We start from the raw sequence: 17,783 nt of genomic DNA on the forward strand, positions 1-17,783 counted from the left end.
GCGCAGAGGTGCGCGTCAAGGACCTGCCATCGTCGCGTAAAGAACGTGTAGGGTTCCCCACGGTGTGCCGGGAAGTCTGGTCGGCGGTTCAGGGACAAGTCTCTTCACCGATCGGGGGTCCGGGTCATGGTGCTCGTCGTGGTGTTCGGGGTGGCGCTGCTCATCGCGGTACTGCTGTCAGGTCTGGCCGCCCGGACCGTCCTGTCCACCTCCTTCCTCTTCCTGGTCGGCGGCGCGCTCGTCAGCGACGGCTTCCTGGGACTGATCCACATCACCCCGGACAGCGAGATCGTGTCCGTCACGGCCGACCTGGCGCTGTTCGCGGTGCTGTTCACCGACGGCATGCACGTCTCGTTCCCGAAGCTGCGGGCCAACTGGCGCAGCCCGGCCCGTGCGCTCGGCCTCGGCATGCCGCTGGCGTTCGTGGGCATGGCGCTGATCACCCACTACCTGGTGGGCCTGGACTGGACGACGTCTTTCCTGGTCGGAGCGGTGCTCGCGCCGACCGATCCGGTGTTCGCCTCCGCCATCGTCAGTCGCAAGGAAGTCCCGGCGAAGCTGCGGCAGTTGCTGAATGTGGAGAGCGGCATCAACGACGGGCTGGCCCTGCCGGTCGTCCTGGTCCTGATCGCCGCGGCCGGGCCGACCACCGGGCACGCCGAGGCGTCGCTCGGAAAGATCGCCCTGGAACTCGCCCTCGGACTGGTCTTCGGCGTCGTCCTGCCGTTCGCGGTGATCGAGCTGGTGCGGTTCCGGCTGCTGGGCGCCGAGCCGAAGCTGCAACCGCTGCTGCCGCTGGCGATCGGCGTTATCCTCTACGCGGCCTGCCACCTGACGCACGCCAATCCCTACCTCGCCGCCTTCTCCGCGGGCGCCGTACTCACCGCGCGTTCCCTGGAGGCGAAGGAGTCGTTCGAGCCGCTGGGAGAGGCGCTGGCGGAGCTGGCCAAGTTCGCGGCACTGCTGGTCTTCGGTGCGCTGCTGACACCGCAGCTTTTCGGGGACCTGTCGTTCGGCGGGTACGTCGCCGTGGTCCTGGCGATCGTCCTCATCCGGCCGGCGTCGCTGCTGCTGTCGCTGCTCGGCACCCGCTTCACCCGCCAGGAGAAACTGGTCGCCGCCTGGTTCGGGCCCAAGGGGTTCGCCTCGGTCGTGTACGGGCTGCTGGTGCTCCAGGCGGGGATTCCGCAGGGCGAGGAGGCGTACACGCTCATCGCGGTGTGCATCGCGTTCTCGATCGTCGCGCACAGCTCGACGGACGTGCCGATCGCCCGCATGTTCGATGTCGAGGACCTGGCCGGTGTGTCCGGCGGCAACGACTCACCCCGGACCGCCCAGGGGGCCGACCGTGTCGGCGCGTGACCTCTCGGAGCCCTATCCGTGCGTCGGCGTGGACGACGACGCGCGGGGCGCGGCCCGGCTGCTGGTCGAGCGGCGGCTGCCCGCGCTGCTGGTCGTGGACCGTGCCGGGTGGCCGTACGCCGCGGTGGCGGGCCCGCAGCTGATCGGCCCGCTTCTGCCCGCCGAGGCGCTGACGGACCCGGAGTACGCCGCGGGATTCGACGACCGGGTCCTGGACGACGCGCTGGAGAGGCTCGCCAGGCTCACGGTGGCGCAGTGGCTGCCACGCCACCGGGTGCGACCACCGGCGGTCACCCTGGAGGCGAGAGTCACGCACGTCGCGGCTCTCGTGGCCCGCACCCACACCCCGCTGGTCGCCGTCGTCGAGCGCCATGGCGACGGCCGCCCCCGGCTGGTGGGGGCGGATACGGCGGCCCGTCTGTCGGAACGACTTGTCGGAGGAACGTGAACAACTGGCAGAGCTGGGCGGCGGTCGTCGTATTCGTGGCCACGTACGGCCTGATCATCAGCGAGAAGATCCACCGGGTCGGCGCCGCGCTGGGCGGTGCCGCGCTGATGCTGGCGATCGGCGCGACCGACGACTCGTCGGCCTTCTTCTCCGAGCACTCCGGCGTCGACTGGAACGTCATCTTCCTGCTCATGGGCATGATGATGATCGTCGGCGTGCTGAAGAAGACGGGCATGTTCGAGTACCTGGCCATCTGGGCGGTGAAGCGGGCACGGGCCAGGCCGTTCCGGGTCATGGTGATGCTCGTCGTGATCACCGCGCTCGCCTCGGCGCTCCTCGACAACGTGACCACGGTCCTGCTGGTCGCCCCCGTGACCCTCCTGGTCTGCGAGCGACTCGCGCTGCCCGCCGCGCCCTTCCTCATCGCCGAGGTGTTCGCGTCGAACATCGGTGGTACGGCGACCCTGGTCGGTGATCCGCCGAACATCATCATCGCCAGCCGTGCCGGGCTGTCCTTCAACGACTTCCTCGTCCACCTCGCCCCGCTGTCGGCGGTTCTGGTGGTGGTTCTCCTCGCCCTGTGCCGCTTCCTGTTCCGCGCGTCCTTCGTCTACGACGAGACACGCGCCGAGGAGATCATGGCGCTGGAGGAGAAGGAAGCCATCAGCGACCCCCGGCTGCTGGTCCAGGGGCTCGCGGTACTGGCCCTGGTAGTGGCCGGGTTCGTGCTGCATCCGGTGCTGCACTACGCGCCCAGCGTCGTCGCCCTGCTCGGCGCCGGCCTGCTGATCGCTGTCTCCTCCGCGGAGACGCGTGACGTTCTGGGTGAGGTCGAGTGGCCCACGCTGGCGTTCTTCGCGGGGCTGTTCATCATGATCGGCGGCCTGATCGAGACGGGCGTGATCGGCGAGATCTCCCGCTCGCTCGCCGACGCCATCGGCGACAACGAACTCGGCGGCTCCATGCTGCTGCTGGGCGCCTCGGCCGTGCTGTCCGGCATCGTGGACAACATCCCCTACGTCGCCACCATGGCCCCGATCACCTCCGACCTCGTGCACAGCATGGGCGGCGACCCCGACCACGTCATGTGGTGGGCGCTGGCCATCGGCGCGGACCTCGGCGGCAACGCCACCGCGATCGGCGCCAGCGCCAACGTCGTCGTCCTCGGTATCGCCGAACGCAACCGCCAGCCCATCTCCTTCTGGCAGTTCACCAAGTACGGCCTCGTGGTCACCGTCGTCACGGTGGCGCTGTCGGCCGGGTACGTGTGGCTGCGCTACTTCGCGTCGGCCTGAAGCGGAAACGGTGTCGGATGCGCCGGCATGGCGCGGCACATCCGACAGGAAACAGAAAGGGTGACTCGTGTTCGACTTGCTGTGGCTGTGCGGCTGGTCGCTGCTTGCTCTGCCGCTCGCCCTCGCTTCATGGCGAGGCTGGGCTCCTCGATGGGTGCGGCTACGCCTCAGCCCTGCGGGAGTCCGCGTCCGGGGCGTCGCACTGCTGGTGCTCTGGGCGAGCGGGATGGTCACGCCGGTGATCCGGCTGAGCGGCCTGGACGACGAGGAGTCGGCGTTCCTGGCGTCTCCCGCGCAGTTCGGGCTGATGATGTTCGCCGCCGGTCTGATGTGCGGCTCGCAACTCGCCGAGCGTTTCGCTTCCCGGCAGCCGCAGCGGGACACACCGCGCTAGGTTCGCGTCAACGCGACGGCTCCTGCTCCGGCGATGTACGACGCCGAGCGCAGCAGCCTTTCCCGCCGGCTGGGAACCCGTCACGTGCGCCCTCGACCCGGCGTTCGGATACGAAGCGGTCAGGCCTCGCGTCTGCTGTTCGAACTCCTGGGGGCGGCGGCCAGCGCAGCCCCCGGCGAAGGCGCTCCCGGACCTGCGAAGGTCCAGGCGCTCAGTCGTGCTCGCGCAAGAACCGGTTCTGGTAGGCATGCGCCCTGCGGCGGGAGTCCCGCAGGCCACGAGTGGCGGCCGTCTCGATGCGGAGGCTCTCCACGCTCTCCGCCATCCGGCGCCGGTCCCGACGGACCAGCACCGTCGTGCAGACGGCCACGACCAGGGCAGCCACGGCGAGCGGCACGAGAAACGGCGTCACAGCTGCTCCTCTCTCTCGGTACAAGACCTGTGCTCACCGCAGCGTGGGCGGGTGAGCACGGGTGGTGTACCGGTCGCTGAAGTCCATTGGACGTCCGGGTCCGGCAGCGGTGTTGCTTCCAGTTCCGGTGGCCGCACCTTCCGGTGTCCGGCATCGGAACCGTGCTTCCCTGAACCAATCTTCCTCGACGGCCACCGGTCCGCGCACTGCCGCCCACCGGCAGTCTTCACAAGGGTCCGCATGCCGGATGCCGTCAGGACGCCGTCGACGAGGCGTCAGGAAACGGGGCGCGGCACGCACGAACGGGTTACCTCGCGGGACGGGCGGTCACTGCAGCGGCGTATCGCGCCGACCAAGCACGTGGATAACCTGCATCAGTGCCCGTTTCCGAACCGGCTTTCTGGGCCGTTGGGCGGGGCTGGGCTGATCGAGTGGCCGGGGTCAGCGGGCCGCTGAGCGAGCGGCGTTGTCCCGGGTGTGGCGTGCTGTTGGGGCCGGATGCCGCACCCCGGGCTGTGTACTGCTCGGGGTTGTGTCGTTCAAGGCAGTGGCGCCGGGTGCAGCGGTTACGGCGGCGAGTGACGGCATTGGAGCACGGTGAGGGGCGGCGGATCTGCCCGGAGTGCGGGGTGGGCCGGGTTGGTGGGGTGGATCACCGCGGCGACGCGGTGTACTGCTCGCCCGGCTGCCGCAAGAGGGCTTGGCGCCATCGGAGGGATGCGTTCGCCGAGCCGTCCGGGTGACGCTTGAGTGAACGGTCAACAGGCCCCATTTTTCATATGGCTCGCCCACTTTCCGCCAGTTCTCGCCATTGTCGGAGGATGATCTGGCGGATGCGACACCGGTGTTGGCAGGACCGGGGTGTTCTCACCGGCGGTCCGGTCCACCGGGCTCCGGCCGCGAGGGGTGGTGGCCACGATGGCGGCCGTCACGAACAAGGTCGGAAGCGTCAGCAGGCAGCGGTATGAACAGATCGTGGCCGAGCTGCGGGATGTGGTGCTGCAGCAGACGAAGGGGCAGTTCCAAATTGGGGACCGGGCCTTGGAGATCGAGCCGATGCGCCCACATGGCGGGCAGCAGGAGACGGCCCCGGCGAGGACCTGCTGACGGTGCGTGAGGCGCTGTTCATGCTGGCGGAGGACATCGGTCTGAGTTATGCCGCGGTGGCGAGCCGGCGCTGGACGGCCTCGCGGTTCCCCGGGAACCGCCGCCGAGATGACGTCTCCTACACCGTCCACCGAACTCTGGCGCACATCGCGGACGAGACCGAGCGGTTCGACGCGCTGGAGCACCCGCCGCTGGACGAGTCTACCGTCCGTCGCTGGTGGACTCCGGATGCGGCCAAGCGGCGGGTCGGGCACCAAGTGACCACGCAGGAGAAGGTCAACGCCATCCACATCCTGGCCCGCGATGAGGAGGTAGCGGGCAAGGGGACCACGGACATGTTGCGCCGCCCGGACGTCGCCTTCCGTGCCATGAGCGACGACACGGCCAGGCACCAGGTCAATCACGCCCAGGTCGAGCACAGCCGCCATGCCCGCGAGCACTTCGAGCGGACCAGTCCCATCGGCATCTGATCGATGACGACGCACCGTCGTGCATGCGAACGTGGCACGGGTGCGCGGTGTTTTGACTGAACTAGATCCGGAGTTTTCGCAGGTCAGATGCGGTTCTGCTAGGTTCCCGCCATGGTTGATCCAACCGGTCCCGGGAGGGACCTGGCGAGCTTTGTCCTGCCTGAAATCGGCCGGTTAGTCGAGACCGGAGATCCGTGGAAGCCATACGTGCTGGTTGACCCGGCCGGGACTGCCGTGGAGCCGGTGGCGGCTTACGTTGCGGAGCTCCACGCTGCGTCGAAGCCGCCAACGACAATCCGCTCGTACGGCATGGATCTGCTTCGGTGGTACCGCTTCCTGTGGGCCTTGGATGTGCCCTGGAACCAGGCAACCAGGATCGAGGCCCGGGACTTCTCCCTCTGGTTTCAGCTCGCCGACAAACCGGTACGCGTGCACTGGCGGCACCAGCGCAAGGGCATCCCGGCGGACACCGTGCCCACTCAGCGAGGATCGCGTCGGGCGGCACCAGGGACGCCGAACCCCGTCACTGGCAGGCCCGCGCCGAGCCAGAAGTACGCAGCCTCCACTCGAGCCCACTGCGAGACGGTGCTGCGGACCTTCTACGACTTCCACCTCGAAGAAGGCACCGGGCCGATCGTCAATCCCTTCCCGCTGGACCGCTCCCGCCGCGCTAGCCGGGCTCATGCCCACCACAACCCGATGGCCCCCTTCCGTCCCGAGCGGCAGGGCCGCTACCGGTCGAAAGTCCCCAAGCGCATCCCGCGGCGGATCCCGACGAGCTGTTCAACGCACTGTTCGCCACGCTGAAGTACAACCGCGACCGGGCCCTGCTCGCCTGCTGGGTCTCCACCGGTGCCCGCGCCGAGGAACTGCTCACCAGCCGAGAGAAAGACGCCCTGCCCGGCCAGCAGCTCATCGGCGTGACGCGCAAGGGAACCGGCGCCTACCAGCAGCTTCCCGCCTCCACCGACGCGTTCGTCTGGCTGCGGCGGGCCAGGAGGAGGCCTGGTGCAAGGGGGCACCCCGCGGCCGCAACCACACCTTGTGGTGGACCCTGCGGCGTCCGTGGCGGCACCTGAACTACCACGCCGTCCGGGCCATGCTGAACCGCGCCAACGACCTGCTCGGGTCGAACTGGACCCTGCACGACCTCCGGCACACCGCGGCCTACCGGATGGCCCGCGACCCGCAGATGTCGCTGACCGACGTGCAGTGGGTCCTCGGCCACGCTCATCTATCCACCACGGAGATCTACCTGAACCCTCGGGAATTGCATCAGACGGGCGAGAACTCGCAGGTCGCGTGGTCACGACGGGAAACGGGAGGACTCTGCAACCTCTACGCACCCCGAGATCGCCATTGTCTGGGCGGACTCCGCCTACGCGGGGAAGCTGGTGGACTGGGCGAAGAAGTACCTCGACATCACCATCAAAACGGTGCGGCGCCCGCCGGACGCCAAGGGCTTCGTCGTCCTGCCGCGCAGGTGGGTGGTGGAGCGCTCCTGGTCGTGGATCACGAGGGCCCGCCGTCACTGCCGCGACCACGAACACCTCCCCGAGGTCAGTGAATCGCTGATCACATGGGCTGCGATCACCCTCATGACCCGCCGCCTCACCCGCCGCAAGGCCAAGCCCGCCGACCGGCGCGATGTCACCCCGTACTACCTCGCGCAGGCAGCCTGAGATGCGCGAGGATTTCCGGATCAGGGGTGAACACCGCCGCGCGGTGGTCGTTCTCGCAGGTGTCGCATTCTTCTTCCTGACCATGCTGGGCTTGCGCGCGGGCCGCTTGTCGCCGGCTATTGATCCCACGGCCACAGAAAACGGGACGCCCAGTCCGGATCAAGTCAAATCACTCTAAAGATACATAAAATATGACTTAGATCATCCACCGGGCTAATGTGCCGAATCAGGCAAAGGTATAGCCGCTTGCGTTCCATCGACCTTGTAGGGACGGATGCCCCGCAGGTAGCTGGAGAACGCCGAGGCGCGTTTTCAGGAGAGGAGCGGTTCCGTGGCTGAACGCCGCGACTGGGACCAGATGGGTGCGGCGAGCGGGCTGCTCGCGACGGTCATGTTCGTGATCGCATTCATCATGTTCATGAGCACCGATCCCACAGGGGACACGCCGTACCCGTCGATCGAGAACGCACAGACGGTGAATGACTTCTTCTCCCAGAACCCGAACCAGATCAGGTTGCAGGTGCTGTTCACCACCTTGGGGATCGCTCTGTTCCTCTGGTTCTTGGGGTCCTTGTGGCGGGTCCTGAGCGAAGCCGAGGGTCAGTCGGCGCGGGGCTCTGTGATCGCGTTGGTCGGGGCGGGTGCCGGTTCGGTGCTGATGCTGGTAGGCCTTGCTCTGACGTACTCGGTGCTACTGACGACGAGTCCGGCGCAGGCGAACGCCGCACCCGCCCTCTTCACCTGTTCGGCTGTGCTGTTCGCGCTCGGCGGCGGAGTGCTCTCGCTGTTCTTCTTCGCGGTGGGCAAGGTGATCCTGCACACCGGGGCGATGAGCCGCTGGCTGGGATGGCTGGCGCTGCTGACCGCGGTGCTGTCCGTACTGGCGTTCACCAGCCCGTTCTGGCTGAGTGGAGTACTCAACCCCGCCACCGGGGCACTCGGGCTGTGGACCTGGTGGACCGCCTTCGTGGTGTGGCTTCTGCTCGCCAGCCTCGTCCTCACCTTCCGTGAATACCGCCGCCCCGAGGAGCCCGCGAAGTCGGGGCCCGTCCCGACCAGGCCCACGACGGAAGGGGCAGGGGCATGAGACGGTTCCTGCATGCTCTCTGGCGTGTCCTCAAGCCGCTGCTCGAGGTGGTCGTGGCGGTGGCTGTGCTGGCGGTGCTCATCATCGTGCCGCTGGTGAAGGGCGCCACGCCCCAGATCGCGAACAGCCTCAGCGGGTTCGCCGAAAGCCCCCTGGCCAACACCGGGCCCCTCACGGGGGATCTGAACGCGATCCCCACAGAGGTCGCGTGCATGAAGAGCTACGCCGCCGACCCGGCCAACAGCATGGTGAACTACCCGCCCGTGATCGGGGCCCCCGAGCACACCGACTCGATCCACAGCGGCGTATACCCGTGCGCGACGTGGACCGGTGACTCCAAGGGGCCCAACCAGGTCTTCATGTACAAGTCCGAGACCAACTACCCTGGTGGCATCGTCTTCGTCACCTTCGGCGGACCCAACGACGCCTACCTCATCGGCGGAAGCAGCGGACTGGAGGTCTACGCGCCCGGACCGTACGTGTCCAAGTTCAACCCCTCGACCGGCAAGGAGATCTGGCGCCGACCACTGCTGAACATCAACATCAACGGCCAGTTCAACCCCGCCCCGAGCATGGCGGTCGGCAAGAGCGGCGTCTACGCGGCATTCGGCCCGCACGTCTACCGCCTCGACCCCGGTACGGGCGCAATCCTCGCCCATGAAGAGGTGCGGATGCTCGACGGCCCGCAGAAAGACGCCAACTTCGACGGGTTCCACATCCTGCCCGACGACCGGGGCCACATCCTGCTCAAGAGCCAGAACCGTGCGGCCGGATGCAATACCTACGGCAACTACGCCCTGTCTTCCTGCCCCGGAGCCACCGCAGCGAACCCGAAGACGACCATGGCTGTCCTCGACCCGGAGACGCTCGCGGTCGTCAACGAGATCAAACTGAGCCAGGCCGTCGTGGCCCGCCCGATCGTGACGACCTGGCAGAACAACATCTACAGCTACATCGCCGGAACCGAGACCATCATCCGAGTCCGCTGGGACGAGCAGGCCCGAAAGCTCACCGAAGACAAAGAGTGGGCACCCAAGTACCTGCTCAAGGGCCAGGGCGCCGGTGACGCCCCCGCCGTTATCGGCAAGTGGATCATCGCCAACGCCAACGCCGCGCCATCGAAAACCGTGCCCATCTGCGCGTTCGCGGTCAGCCAGGACGATCCCAACGACTCCAGCCGCCTGTGCCCGTGGGGCGAGAAGCTGCCGGCCCGTGGAGCGAGCCTGAGCACGTCCGCAGCCGCATTCTCCACCGACCCCGAAAACAGCCTGCTGTTCATGCAGGACTGGCTCGTCCCGGGCATCTGGGCCGTCCACCTCGACCAGGCGACCGGCAAGATGACCGTCAAATGGCAGCGGGACGACATCACCATGGGCGACTACTTCGCCACGATCGGACCGACCGACCAGCGGGTCCTCCTGACACAGAACGTCCTCGACAACACCCCCGCCAAGGCGTTCGCCGAGGACTCCAACTACGAGGAAACACTGATGTGGCTGGAAGAGAAGACCGGAAAGACTCTCGCCCAGAGCGAGGCCCATCCCGCCACGACCACAGGAAGCCTCATCAACATCGGATACGGCGGCCGCGTGTACATGATGGGCACCCAAGGCTCCCTTTACATCTTCCAGGTCGCACCCTGCACGGGCGGCGTGTACATCCCGAAGTCGATCGGCGGCTCGACATGCCCCAGTGCCTCGTCACCGTCACCGTCAGACGCTGGCTAGCCTGCGAAGGATGAACGACGCCGAGCCGGCGGGGCGCCGTACTCCCGGCGCGACCAGGAGACTGCTGAGGACGGTCCGCTCCGATCCCCGCCACATGCCGGAACGCATGGCTGTGTTCGCCGTCGAACTCCTCGGCCCGGCAGCGGCGGAGTGGGTTGCCCAGCAGCAGTCCACGTCGGCACGTGAGGCAAACGCCGACGATCTGGAGGAGCGGGTGGTACGCCGTGGGGTGCGCACAGCCGTGGTTGAGGGGTCGTTCCTGGGAGGCCCGCTCATGGTGCTGCTGCCGCTTGCGTTCTGCGGCGCACTGCTCGCACAGCTCCGCATGGTGCTTGAACTGGCCGCCCTGTCCGGACGCGACCCCAGAGATCAGGCGGTGGTGGCGGACATTCTGGTGATCCAGGGTGTCTATCCGACCATCGGACAAGCCGAGTCGGCGTTGAGGAACACGAAACCCGGCAGCGGGGCCGACGCATCTCGCAGCAGCTGGCTCAGTACGGTCAGGCGGCAGGCGTATCTCATCGGCCTGCTCGCTCCGGAGGACCAACCGCGCGGAAAGATCGGAAAAGCCGCGCTGTGGGCGGGCGTGGGAGCGCTGGTCGCCATCGGCATGGTGCTGCCGCTCGTCTGGGTCCCGGCGAGCGGGGAGATGTACCGACGCGCGACCCACCGACTTGCCGCACGTACCGCACGCCACTTCGCCCCGCATGAGACATCGGACGCGCAGAAGCCGGCGCAGCAGGCCATCCTGCGGCCGGGGCTTCTCCTGGTGGCGCTTCGTACCCTGGTCGCCTGCTTCCTGCCGGCTCTCTTTGCCTGGATTGCCCTGGCCGCCGATGTCCGCATCGTCGGCAGCCACGGGATCACGGTGCTGGTCGTGATCTTTGCCGTCGCTGTGGTGGCCGCCGTGCTGTGGTACGTCCGCCGACTCTGAGCATCGCCTTCGACCAGAAGTCCACCAATTGCCGAACGGATCACCGGTTCAGACACGGCTCTCATCTTGACTCTGAAGCTCCTGTAGATCGTCAAGTGGCTGGAAATGTCGAAGGTGCGCTGGTGAGGTGGCGGTAGTGGGCGACCATCAACAGCGAAACGCACCCGTCGGCGCCGGCGAACGGCGCGAACAATTCGAGGGGCGTGGGGAACTCCAGCGCTGTGGCGAATCGCAGGACCGTTGCCCCAGAGCGCCGTCATGTCAGATCGCCCGCACCGGTGGTGTCAACCGCTTGACGATCTAGGACAGCTGACCTACGTTGATGGCTCTAGGTCGACTGTCCTACGACGTGAGGAGATCACTGTGACTGCTGCGGCGACCCGCGAGCAGATCGTCGCGGCAGCCGACCGGCTCTTCTACCATCACGGCTACGAGCACACCTCGTTCGCGGACATCGCCAGAGCCGTCGGCCTGTCGCGGGGCAACTTCTATTACCACTTCAAGTCCAAGGACGCGATCCTGGACGCGGTGATCGAAGCCCGCCTCGCCGACACCCGGCGGATGCTGGAGCAGTGGGAGGCCGAAGCGTCCACCCCGGCCGGCCGGATCATGCGGTACATCGAGATCGTGTCGACCAACCGCGCCGACATTCAGGACTACGGCTGCCCCGTGGGCACCTTGACCACGGAGCTGGCCAAGCTGGACCACGCCATGCTCGGCCAGGCCGGCCGTCCGTTCGCCTTGTTCCGCACCTGGCTCCGCGAGCAGTTCGCGCTGCTCGGGGCAGCCGAGCAGGCCGACGAGCTGGCGATGCGCGTGCTCGCCTTCAGCCAAGGCGTCGCCGTCATGGCCAACGCCTTCCGCGACGAGGGATTCATCCAGCGTGAAGTCGACCGTATGCGCAACTGGCTGCACACCTACGAGAAATGAGAGATCGCATGTTCGTGGTCCTGCTTCGGTTCTCCGACAACAAGGCCGCCGCCGGGCAGCACATGGCCGGCCACCAGGAGTGGATCAAGCGCGGTCTGGACGACGGGGTCTTCCTGCTGGTCGGCAGCATCCAGCCGGGCCTCGGCGGCGCGGTCCTCGCCCACGACACCTCGCACGAACTGCTGCAGAAGCGCGTCGACGAGGACCCGTTCGTCGCACAGGACGTCGTCAGGGCGGAGATCATCGAGATCGCGCCCGGGATGGCGAACGAGCGGCTGAGTTTCCTGCTGTGACGGCGCCTTTCCTCGGCCCCGATGGCGAGCCGCGCTGCCCTTGGAGTCGAGCCGCCCCCGAGTTCCTCGCCTACCACGACACCGAATGGGGCTTTCCCGTCGGCGACGACCGTCGCCTGTTCGAGAAGCTGAGCCTGGAGGGCTTCCAGTCCGGACTGAGCTGGCGCACGATCCTCGCCAAGCGCGAGAACTTCCGAGCCGCCTTTGCGGGCTTCGAGGTCCCGGCCGTCGCCCGATTCGACCGGAGCGACGTCCAGCGACTCCTGGGCGACGCGGGCATCGTCCGGCACCGCGGCAAGATCGAGGCAGTGATCAACAACGCCCGACGGGTGGAGGAACTGGTCGAACGCGAGGGATCACTGGCGGCATTCGTGTGGCGTTACGAACCCGACGCAGGCGACCTGGCCGAGCCGCAAACCCTGTCGACATCCCCAGCTTCGGTCGCGTTGTCGAAGGACCTGAAGAAGCGCGGCTGGAAGTTCGTCGGGCCGACGACGGTGTTCGCGTTCATGCAAGCCATGGGGCTGATCAACGACCACGCCCGGGAATGCACGATCAGGCTCCAGGCCCAGCGTATCCGTGAGGAATTCGACCGCCCAGGACCAGCCGCCCGTGGGACTGGTCCCGCCGGAGTTCAGCGGTAGCGGTCTGGCAGCGAGCTCGATCAACTCGCGGATGAGCTCGGCAAGCAGGGCGAAGACGCGGAAGACGAGCCGACCGCCGGGCATGGTGGTGTCCAGGCGGTCGTGCAGCGGGCAGGAGCCGACCCCCCGGCGCCGGGACTCGCCGCACATGTTCACCAGGTCCTTGGGCAAGTGGCCGTAGCGGTCGAGCGCGGGCATCACCAGGGTGTCGCCGGACTGCAGGAAGCCGTGACACGCCTTGAGTTCTTGGCGCAGGTCGTCCTTACGGGACTTCGTGTCGGCGAAGACGCGCCGGCACCCCGCCGCGGTGAGGCACCGACAACCTCGGTTCCATCGATCCCGAGGTCGGTTCAGGAGCCGACCAGTTCGGCCGCGCCGAACGAGACGTCGAAGCGGTCGCACCAGATGCTGACACTGGAGTAGCGAGACGGTTCCACGCCATCGGGCACGGGGTAGTTCTGGCTGCCCCTGTTTCCCTTGAGCCTGCCGAGACTGACGTGCTCCCCGTCGTCGAAGACGTGCCAGCCGGCCTGTCCCTCCTTCACCGGCGCGTCGGTCAGCCACACCCTCAGGTCCGGTCCGTTGCTCGTGTCGAGGTTCTCCAGCCGGACGACATGGGAGCCGTCGGCCAGCCGGATCAGCTTCACCGTGCCGGACGTGGCGTGTTCGTGGCTGACCAGCTCGCCGCTGGCCACCGTCTGCGGCCCGGGGGCCGGGGAGACGGTGACGGAAGGCTTCGCACGGGGAGTTCCGGACGTCTGCACCGTGCCGGGCAATGCCTCTTTCACTGTCTCGTTCTGCCACAGCTTCCACGGCTGGAACCAGTACAGCCCGAATCCCGCCCCCGCGACGACCACTGCCAGGGCAGCGCTGATCAGCCGTCCGCGCCGTGCCTTCCGAGTCCGCCGCATTCCTCTTCGCCTTCCGGGAGATCGTTCCGTCACCGTCTCATTCAACGCGGTGGGCGGGCGTCGTGGAGCCCCCGAGCGATGACGAAACCCTTACGTCGCCACGGCGAGACCGGTCGGGCCCTGTTCCGTCTGCCCGGCATCGCCCACGAGCGGCTCGGACAGCCGGGCCGCCGCGTCCGAGGCGCCGTCGGCGGCCAGCAGTTCGTTCAGCACCTGGAGGGCGCCGCTGATGCGGAGCACGGTCTGCTGGAGGTCTGCCTGCCTGGCCTCCAGGTCGGCGAGCATCCGCTGGCCTTCGCGGTATTCGGCCTCCAGTTCGGAGACGCGCTTTTCGATCTCTGCTCTCATAACGGTCGCCTTTCACAGGGGTGCGTGGTCATGCCTGAGCCAGGGGCTGGACAACCCAGTCGCCGAACGTGGCCGTTGGTGCGACGTGCGTGAGGGCGTAGTGCTTGTCCGTGTCCGCCTTCCGATTGTCGGCATAGAGGTACTCCGCAAGACGGGGGTTGAAGAGCGTGACCTTCAACTCCCCTGCGGCGAGTCTCTTCAGCACGGCCAGCTCGGCTTCGCCGATGGTGACCGATCCGACGGTCAGTTCCGTGGCGGTGACCCGCGCGGCGTAGATGTCCCGGTATGTGTCGTCAGCCAGGTCGCCGTGTTTGAAGTGAAACCCGTACCGTCCAGCCTCGATCCGATGCTGGAAATAGCCGCGATGCATGAACCTGATGTTGAAGGACACCGCGGGAAGAGTCGCCGGTCCGGTGTCGTCCTGGTACAGCTCCAGGAAGACGTACTTGTTGTCCTCGTCCGGCTCGATCCTCTCCCGGCGCAGCTGCAGGTGGTTGTCCTCGGCGCTGACGGTCAGTCTGGACGTGGGCTTGTTGGGGCCGATGCCGACGTTGCCGGACCCGCCGATGGTGAGCCGGCTGGCCTGGCTGGTGACGAAGGTCAGCGGGCTGGTGGTCGCGGTACCCACGACCATGCCCGGAGCCGCGCCGTACACACCCGTGTCGTGGGCCACGACCTGCCCGTCGACCGACTTGCTCCGCACGGCCAGCTTGGCACCGGCGGTGCTCACCACGTCGACGACCCGGCCCCACCCGTCGACGTTCGCAGGCGTGTTGGTCCCGATGCCCAGATGGCCGGCGGCGGTGACGCTGAGCCGGGGCGCCACAGAGGTGACCAGGGTCAGCGGGCTGGCGGACACGGTGGCCACGGCCATGCCCGCCGCCGCGCCGAACGCGCCCCCCTGGTGCGCCACCACGCGCCCCTCGATGTTCTGCGTCCGCACCGACAGCCGGGTCTTCGTGGCGCCCATCACGTCGACGACCCGGTCCCACGCGTCGGTGTTGTCCAGGACGGTGGTGCCGATGCCGACGTCGCCGTCCGGGGAGACAAAGAGCCTCGTCGTGCCGTCCTCGGGGTCGTCGGGGCCGTGGGTCCTGACGTGCAGGCCCACTCCCGCGACCGGCCGCCGGTCGTACTCCAGGGAGTAGCCCTCGTCGGCGCTCTCCGACCCGGCCCGCAGCCGGATCCCGCTCCGATGGCCGTCACCGCCGACCTTGAACGTCAGGTGCCGGTCCCGCGGTCCGTAGTCGCCGATCTCCAGGTCGCTGCCGGGGGCGGTGGTACCGATGCCGAGCGCGCCCGCGACCGAGAGGGTGGAGCGTTGCGCCGCGGTGAGGTCCACCAAGACTTGGTCGTTCGCGACCGCGAGCCGGGCGAGCAGCACCGTGTGGTCGTCCAGATCGCGCGGGGCGTCGTCCGGGGCGACCGCGGTGGTGCCGTCCGGAGCCACCACCACGATCCTGGGGCTCTCGTCCCAGCGCCGCGCTCCCGCCCCGCCGGGCGCCTCGTCGGGCGTCAGGTCCGTCGCGGTCTCCCGGTGGGCCAGGTGCACCTCGATGCCCTGCTGGTCGTCGAAGTCCTCGTCGAGCTCCAGGGTCGTGCCGGCCGCCAGGACGAGGTGGCGGCCCAGCGCGTCCACCGCCATGCCGGCGGCCACGGTGATCCGGCGTTCGGCGTCCGAGGTCACCGTCAGACCGGTGGCGACACCGGTGAACCGCAGCAGTCGGCTCTGCCGGCGCTCGCGGTCGAGGTGGAACTTCTGTTCGTCGATGAAGTCCTGTTCCTGCAGGAACTGCCCGTCGGATCACCGATGCCCACGACACCGCCGGCTCCCCCTTCCCCTGGGCCCGGCTCGGCACCCCCGCCCTCCTGCGGTACGCGCGGGGCTGGGAGCGGGCCGGTCAGTGGACGGTCGGCGGACGCCGCTTCGTCGCCCTGCGCAGCCTCCCCGGCTGCCGGCTTCGCCCGAACGGGGCAACGCGCATCGCCAGCAGCAGCGCCGAACCCGCGAAGAGGACCGCGGTGATCAGCAGCCAGCGGGACAGGAAGCCCTCCGGGGACAGCCCCGTCCCCAGGCGGTAGCGCCGGTCCACCCGACCGCTGATCAGTGGGAACCACACGAGCAGGAGCAGGCCCGACAGGGCCGCCGGGACGCGGACGTACATCGTCCACCCCCGGCGGCCGACCGCGCCGAGTCCGCCCGCGACCGCCCGGTCCGCCGCCGCGTACAGGGGCAGCAACACGAGGTCGTGCAGCAGCGCGGCCCCCACGATCCACAGGGCGACACCGAGCCAGTCATCGGCGAGGAGGCGTACCCCCGCGTAGGCGGCGAGGGCGAACGACGCGGCGAGCAGAAGCAGTTGAAAGGGACTGCCGACCGGGATCCGGGGCGTGCGCATCACAGGTCTCCGAAGGTCAGGCGGGCCACCCACTTCGTGTTCAGCACACCCGGCGCGGCGGGCACGATCACCCGGGCCGGGTAGCCGTGGTCGGGGGACAGGTCCTCGCCGTTGACGTACAGGGCGAGCAGGGAGCGCGGGTCGGCGACCTGGTTGGCGCGCAGGGCGGCGCGGCGGAAGGCACCGTGCCGCTGGAGGGACTCCACGAACACGTCCGGCGGGTCGTCCTCGAAGCCGACGAGCGCGGCGAGGTCCCGCAGCCGCACCCCGCGCCACCACTGGTCGGACGTCGACCAGCCCTCGACGCAGGCGATGGGCAACGCCGAGCTGTACAGGGGGAGTCCGACGAGCTGGGCGCGGCTGAGACGGAGAGTTCCGGAGCGTCCGGTGACGACCAGCCGCCAGACGTCGGCACTCGTCTCCGCCGGGGCGATGCGGGCATACGCGGCCGTCTTGTTGATCTGGAAGCCGTTGGGTCCGCTGCCCGGGTCGGCCCAGCCGTGCGGCGCGAGCAGCGCGGTGCGACGCAGGGCGTCGAAGTTCTGCCCCGCCGTCGTGACGAACAGCAGCAGCGAGCCGCCCCCGACGAACCACAGCGCGCCCCGCCGGGAGACAGTCGGCTCGTCGGGACGCGGGGGCACCAGATCGTTCCGTTCCTCTCGGAGTCCTCGCAGGTTGCGCAGCGCCGTCGGCATCTTGAGCAGCGCGTGGGCCACGAAGGCCGCGAAGAACACCCACGCGCCGTAGAAGTGCAGCGGGTAGAACGAGCCCGGGAAGACGTAGTCGAGCTGGACGTTCAGGACGCCGGTCACGAACTCGAACAGCCCGCCGCCGACCAGCAGCAACAGCGAGATCCGCTCCAGCGCGTGGGCGAGCGAGCGGGCCGGCGGCAGCGCGAACAGCCTCGGCACCACCGACCACAGCTTGGCCAGCAGGACGGGGATCAGGGTGATGCCCAGGGTGACGTGGACGCCCTGGTTGAACCGGTACAGCCAGGGCGGGTCCGTCGGCCAGGCGAAGAGGTAGAAGCCGAGGACCCCCTTGTCCGGCGTCTTGTCGTTCACCGGCGACAGATCCGGGTTGTACGCGGCGTACGACACCAGGCCCGTCACGAACAGCGCGGTGACGCCGACGAGCAGGACGACGCCCAGTACGGACGTGAACCAGGGGCCACGCAGCGGGCTGCGCCAGAAACGGGGGGATGTGGGGAGCCGCGGGTCGTCTCGCATGAACCGACCGTAGGCCGGAACACCCCCCGGAACGGCTCCTTGACCTGTGACGAAACGCTGACGTCCGGCCCGGACGGCGGTGCGGGGACATCCGCCCGGCCTAGCGTTCCG

General features: G+C 68.3%; 19 protein-coding genes and 3 pseudogenes. 15 read left to right on the forward strand and 7 right to left on the reverse strand.

Annotated features, from left to right (window positions below; all coding sequences use genetic code 11):
- Positions 1 to 126: 126 nt before the first annotated feature.
- The 4 genes from ACIRF9_RS42945 to ACIRF9_RS42960 all read left to right on the forward strand — a co-directional run bounded on the left by ACIRF9_RS42945 (position 127) and on the right by ACIRF9_RS42960 (position 3,499).
- Positions 127 to 1,362 carry a cation:proton antiporter gene (locus tag ACIRF9_RS42945; protein ID WP_403834213.1) on the forward strand — a complete coding sequence of 412 codons (1,236 nt, stop codon included), beginning with the start codon at positions 127 to 129 and terminating at the stop codon, positions 1,360 to 1,362.
- The gene (locus ACIRF9_RS42950) at positions 1,349 to 1,810 is read left to right on the forward strand and encodes a hypothetical protein (protein WP_403834216.1); all 462 of its coding nucleotides are present in this window, start codon (positions 1,349 to 1,351) and stop codon (positions 1,808 to 1,810) included. The genes ACIRF9_RS42945 and ACIRF9_RS42950 overlap by 14 nt, the downstream gene beginning before the upstream one ends.
- A complete protein-coding gene (locus ACIRF9_RS42955; protein ID WP_403834218.1) occupies positions 1,807 to 3,105 on the forward strand; it encodes an ArsB/NhaD family transporter in 1,299 nt (432 codons plus the stop codon). The genes ACIRF9_RS42950 and ACIRF9_RS42955 overlap by 4 nt, the downstream gene beginning before the upstream one ends.
- A gap of 67 nt (positions 3,106 to 3,172) precedes the next feature.
- Complete coding sequence (locus ACIRF9_RS42960) at positions 3,173 to 3,499, forward strand: hypothetical protein (RefSeq protein WP_403834220.1); 327 nt, start codon at positions 3,173 to 3,175, stop codon at positions 3,497 to 3,499.
- A gap of 211 nt (positions 3,500 to 3,710) precedes the next feature.
- Here ACIRF9_RS42960 and ACIRF9_RS42965 read toward each other — a convergent pair whose 3' ends face one another.
- On the reverse strand, positions 3,711 to 3,911 hold the full coding sequence (locus ACIRF9_RS42965) for a hypothetical protein (protein WP_403834222.1): 201 nt from the start codon (positions 3,909 to 3,911) through the stop codon (positions 3,711 to 3,713).
- Between the two features lie 918 nt (positions 3,912 to 4,829).
- Here ACIRF9_RS42965 and ACIRF9_RS42970 point away from each other — a divergent pair.
- The 11 genes and pseudogenes from ACIRF9_RS42970 to ACIRF9_RS43020 all read left to right on the forward strand — a co-directional run bounded on the left by ACIRF9_RS42970 (position 4,830) and on the right by ACIRF9_RS43020 (position 12,785).
- Positions 4,830 to 5,018, forward strand: coding sequence for a hypothetical protein (locus tag ACIRF9_RS42970; RefSeq protein ID WP_403834223.1), 189 nt, complete (start codon positions 4,830 to 4,832; stop codon positions 5,016 to 5,018).
- Positions 5,019 to 5,020: 2 nt separating this feature from the next.
- Entirely contained in the window at positions 5,021 to 5,488 is a 468-nt protein-coding gene (locus ACIRF9_RS42975) for a DUF6192 family protein (protein WP_403834226.1), read from the forward strand.
- A gap of 111 nt (positions 5,489 to 5,599) precedes the next feature.
- On the forward strand, positions 5,600 to 6,295 hold the full coding sequence (locus ACIRF9_RS42980) for a hypothetical protein (RefSeq protein ID WP_403834228.1): 696 nt from the start codon (positions 5,600 to 5,602) through the stop codon (positions 6,293 to 6,295).
- 292 nt (positions 6,296 to 6,587) lie between these two features.
- Positions 6,588 to 6,695 (forward strand): annotated as a pseudogene (locus tag ACIRF9_RS42985) (site-specific integrase); the annotation flags it as partial.
- 133 nt (positions 6,696 to 6,828) lie between these two features.
- Positions 6,829 to 7,146: pseudogene (locus ACIRF9_RS42990) on the forward strand (transposase); the annotation flags it as partial.
- Between the two features lie 355 nt (positions 7,147 to 7,501).
- Positions 7,502 to 8,257, forward strand: a complete 756-nt coding sequence (locus tag ACIRF9_RS42995) for a hypothetical protein (protein ID WP_403834231.1) — start codon at positions 7,502 to 7,504, stop codon at positions 8,255 to 8,257.
- Positions 8,254 to 9,984 carry a hypothetical protein gene (locus tag ACIRF9_RS43000; protein WP_403834234.1) on the forward strand — a complete coding sequence of 577 codons (1,731 nt, stop codon included), beginning with the start codon at positions 8,254 to 8,256 and terminating at the stop codon, positions 9,982 to 9,984. The genes ACIRF9_RS42995 and ACIRF9_RS43000 overlap by 4 nt, the downstream gene beginning before the upstream one ends.
- 10 nt (positions 9,985 to 9,994) lie before the next feature.
- Positions 9,995 to 10,918, forward strand: a complete 924-nt coding sequence (locus ACIRF9_RS43005; RefSeq protein ID WP_403834237.1) for a hypothetical protein — start codon at positions 9,995 to 9,997, stop codon at positions 10,916 to 10,918.
- Positions 10,919 to 11,281: 363 nt separating this feature from the next.
- Positions 11,282 to 11,848 carry a TetR/AcrR family transcriptional regulator gene (locus tag ACIRF9_RS43010; protein WP_403834239.1) on the forward strand — a complete coding sequence of 189 codons (567 nt, stop codon included), beginning with the start codon at positions 11,282 to 11,284 and terminating at the stop codon, positions 11,846 to 11,848.
- An 8-nt stretch (positions 11,849 to 11,856) separates the two neighbouring features.
- Entirely contained in the window at positions 11,857 to 12,141 is a 285-nt protein-coding gene (locus tag ACIRF9_RS43015; RefSeq protein ID WP_403834242.1) for a YciI family protein, read from the forward strand.
- Positions 12,138 to 12,785 carry a DNA-3-methyladenine glycosylase I gene (locus ACIRF9_RS43020; protein WP_403834245.1) on the forward strand — a complete coding sequence of 216 codons (648 nt, stop codon included), beginning with the start codon at positions 12,138 to 12,140 and terminating at the stop codon, positions 12,783 to 12,785. Before ACIRF9_RS43015 ends, ACIRF9_RS43020 begins: the two co-directional genes overlap by 4 nt.
- 27 nt (positions 12,786 to 12,812) lie before the next feature.
- Here the strand turns inward: ACIRF9_RS43020 and ACIRF9_RS43025 are convergent.
- The 6 genes and pseudogenes from ACIRF9_RS43025 to ACIRF9_RS43050 form a co-directional block, all read right to left on the reverse strand.
- Positions 12,813 to 13,187: pseudogene (locus ACIRF9_RS43025) on the reverse strand (recombinase family protein); the annotation flags it as partial.
- Positions 13,136 to 13,696, reverse strand: a complete 561-nt coding sequence (locus tag ACIRF9_RS43030) for a DM13 domain-containing protein (protein WP_403834248.1) — start codon at positions 13,694 to 13,696, stop codon at positions 13,136 to 13,138. The pseudogene ACIRF9_RS43025 and the gene ACIRF9_RS43030, both read right to left, overlap by 52 nt.
- Before the next feature lie 90 nt (positions 13,697 to 13,786).
- A complete protein-coding gene (locus tag ACIRF9_RS43035; RefSeq protein ID WP_403834251.1) occupies positions 13,787 to 14,044 on the reverse strand; it encodes a hypothetical protein in 258 nt (85 codons plus the stop codon).
- Positions 14,045 to 14,072: 28 nt separating this feature from the next.
- Complete coding sequence (locus tag ACIRF9_RS43040) at positions 14,073 to 15,731, reverse strand: hypothetical protein (RefSeq protein ID WP_403834253.1); 1,659 nt, start codon at positions 15,729 to 15,731, stop codon at positions 14,073 to 14,075.
- 214 nt (positions 15,732 to 15,945) lie between these two features.
- Positions 15,946 to 16,443 (reverse strand): hypothetical protein, encoded by a 498-nt coding sequence (locus tag ACIRF9_RS43045; protein WP_403834256.1) that lies wholly within the window; start codon positions 16,441 to 16,443, stop codon positions 15,946 to 15,948.
- Positions 16,443 to 17,672, reverse strand: a complete 1,230-nt coding sequence (locus ACIRF9_RS43050) for a molybdopterin-dependent oxidoreductase (RefSeq protein ID WP_403834258.1) — start codon at positions 17,670 to 17,672, stop codon at positions 16,443 to 16,445. Before ACIRF9_RS43050 ends, ACIRF9_RS43045 begins: the two co-directional genes overlap by 1 nt.
- Positions 17,673 to 17,783: the final 111 nt, after the last annotated feature.

It is taken from the genome of Streptomyces sp. NPDC096132 (genome assembly GCF_044763345.1).
Classification (GTDB): Bacteria; Actinomycetota; Actinomycetes; order Streptomycetales; family Streptomycetaceae; genus Streptomyces.

Coding starts and splice junctions, on each gene's coding strand:
- ACIRF9_RS42945 (WP_403834213.1), top strand. CDS start 127: ATGGTGCTCGTCGTGGTGTTCGGGGTGGCGCTGCTCATCGCGGTACTG.
- ACIRF9_RS42970 (WP_403834223.1), top strand. CDS start 4,830: ATGGCGGCCGTCACGAACAAGGTCGGAAGCGTCAGCAGGCAGCGGTAT.
- ACIRF9_RS42980 (WP_403834228.1), top strand. CDS start 5,600: ATGGTTGATCCAACCGGTCCCGGGAGGGACCTGGCGAGCTTTGTCCTG.
- ACIRF9_RS43000 (WP_403834234.1), top strand. CDS start 8,254: ATGAGACGGTTCCTGCATGCTCTCTGGCGTGTCCTCAAGCCGCTGCTC.
- ACIRF9_RS43005 (WP_403834237.1), top strand. CDS start 9,995: ATGAACGACGCCGAGCCGGCGGGGCGCCGTACTCCCGGCGCGACCAGG.
- ACIRF9_RS43015 (WP_403834242.1), top strand. CDS start 11,857: ATGTTCGTGGTCCTGCTTCGGTTCTCCGACAACAAGGCCGCCGCCGGG.
- ACIRF9_RS43030 (WP_403834248.1), bottom strand. CDS start 13,696: ATGCGGCGGACTCGGAAGGCACGGCGCGGACGGCTGATCAGCGCTGCC.
- ACIRF9_RS43035 (WP_403834251.1), bottom strand. CDS start 14,044: ATGAGAGCAGAGATCGAAAAGCGCGTCTCCGAACTGGAGGCCGAATAC.
- ACIRF9_RS43045 (WP_403834256.1), bottom strand. CDS start 16,443: ATGCGCACGCCCCGGATCCCGGTCGGCAGTCCCTTTCAACTGCTTCTG.
- ACIRF9_RS43050 (WP_403834258.1), bottom strand. CDS start 17,672: ATGCGAGACGACCCGCGGCTCCCCACATCCCCCCGTTTCTGGCGCAGC.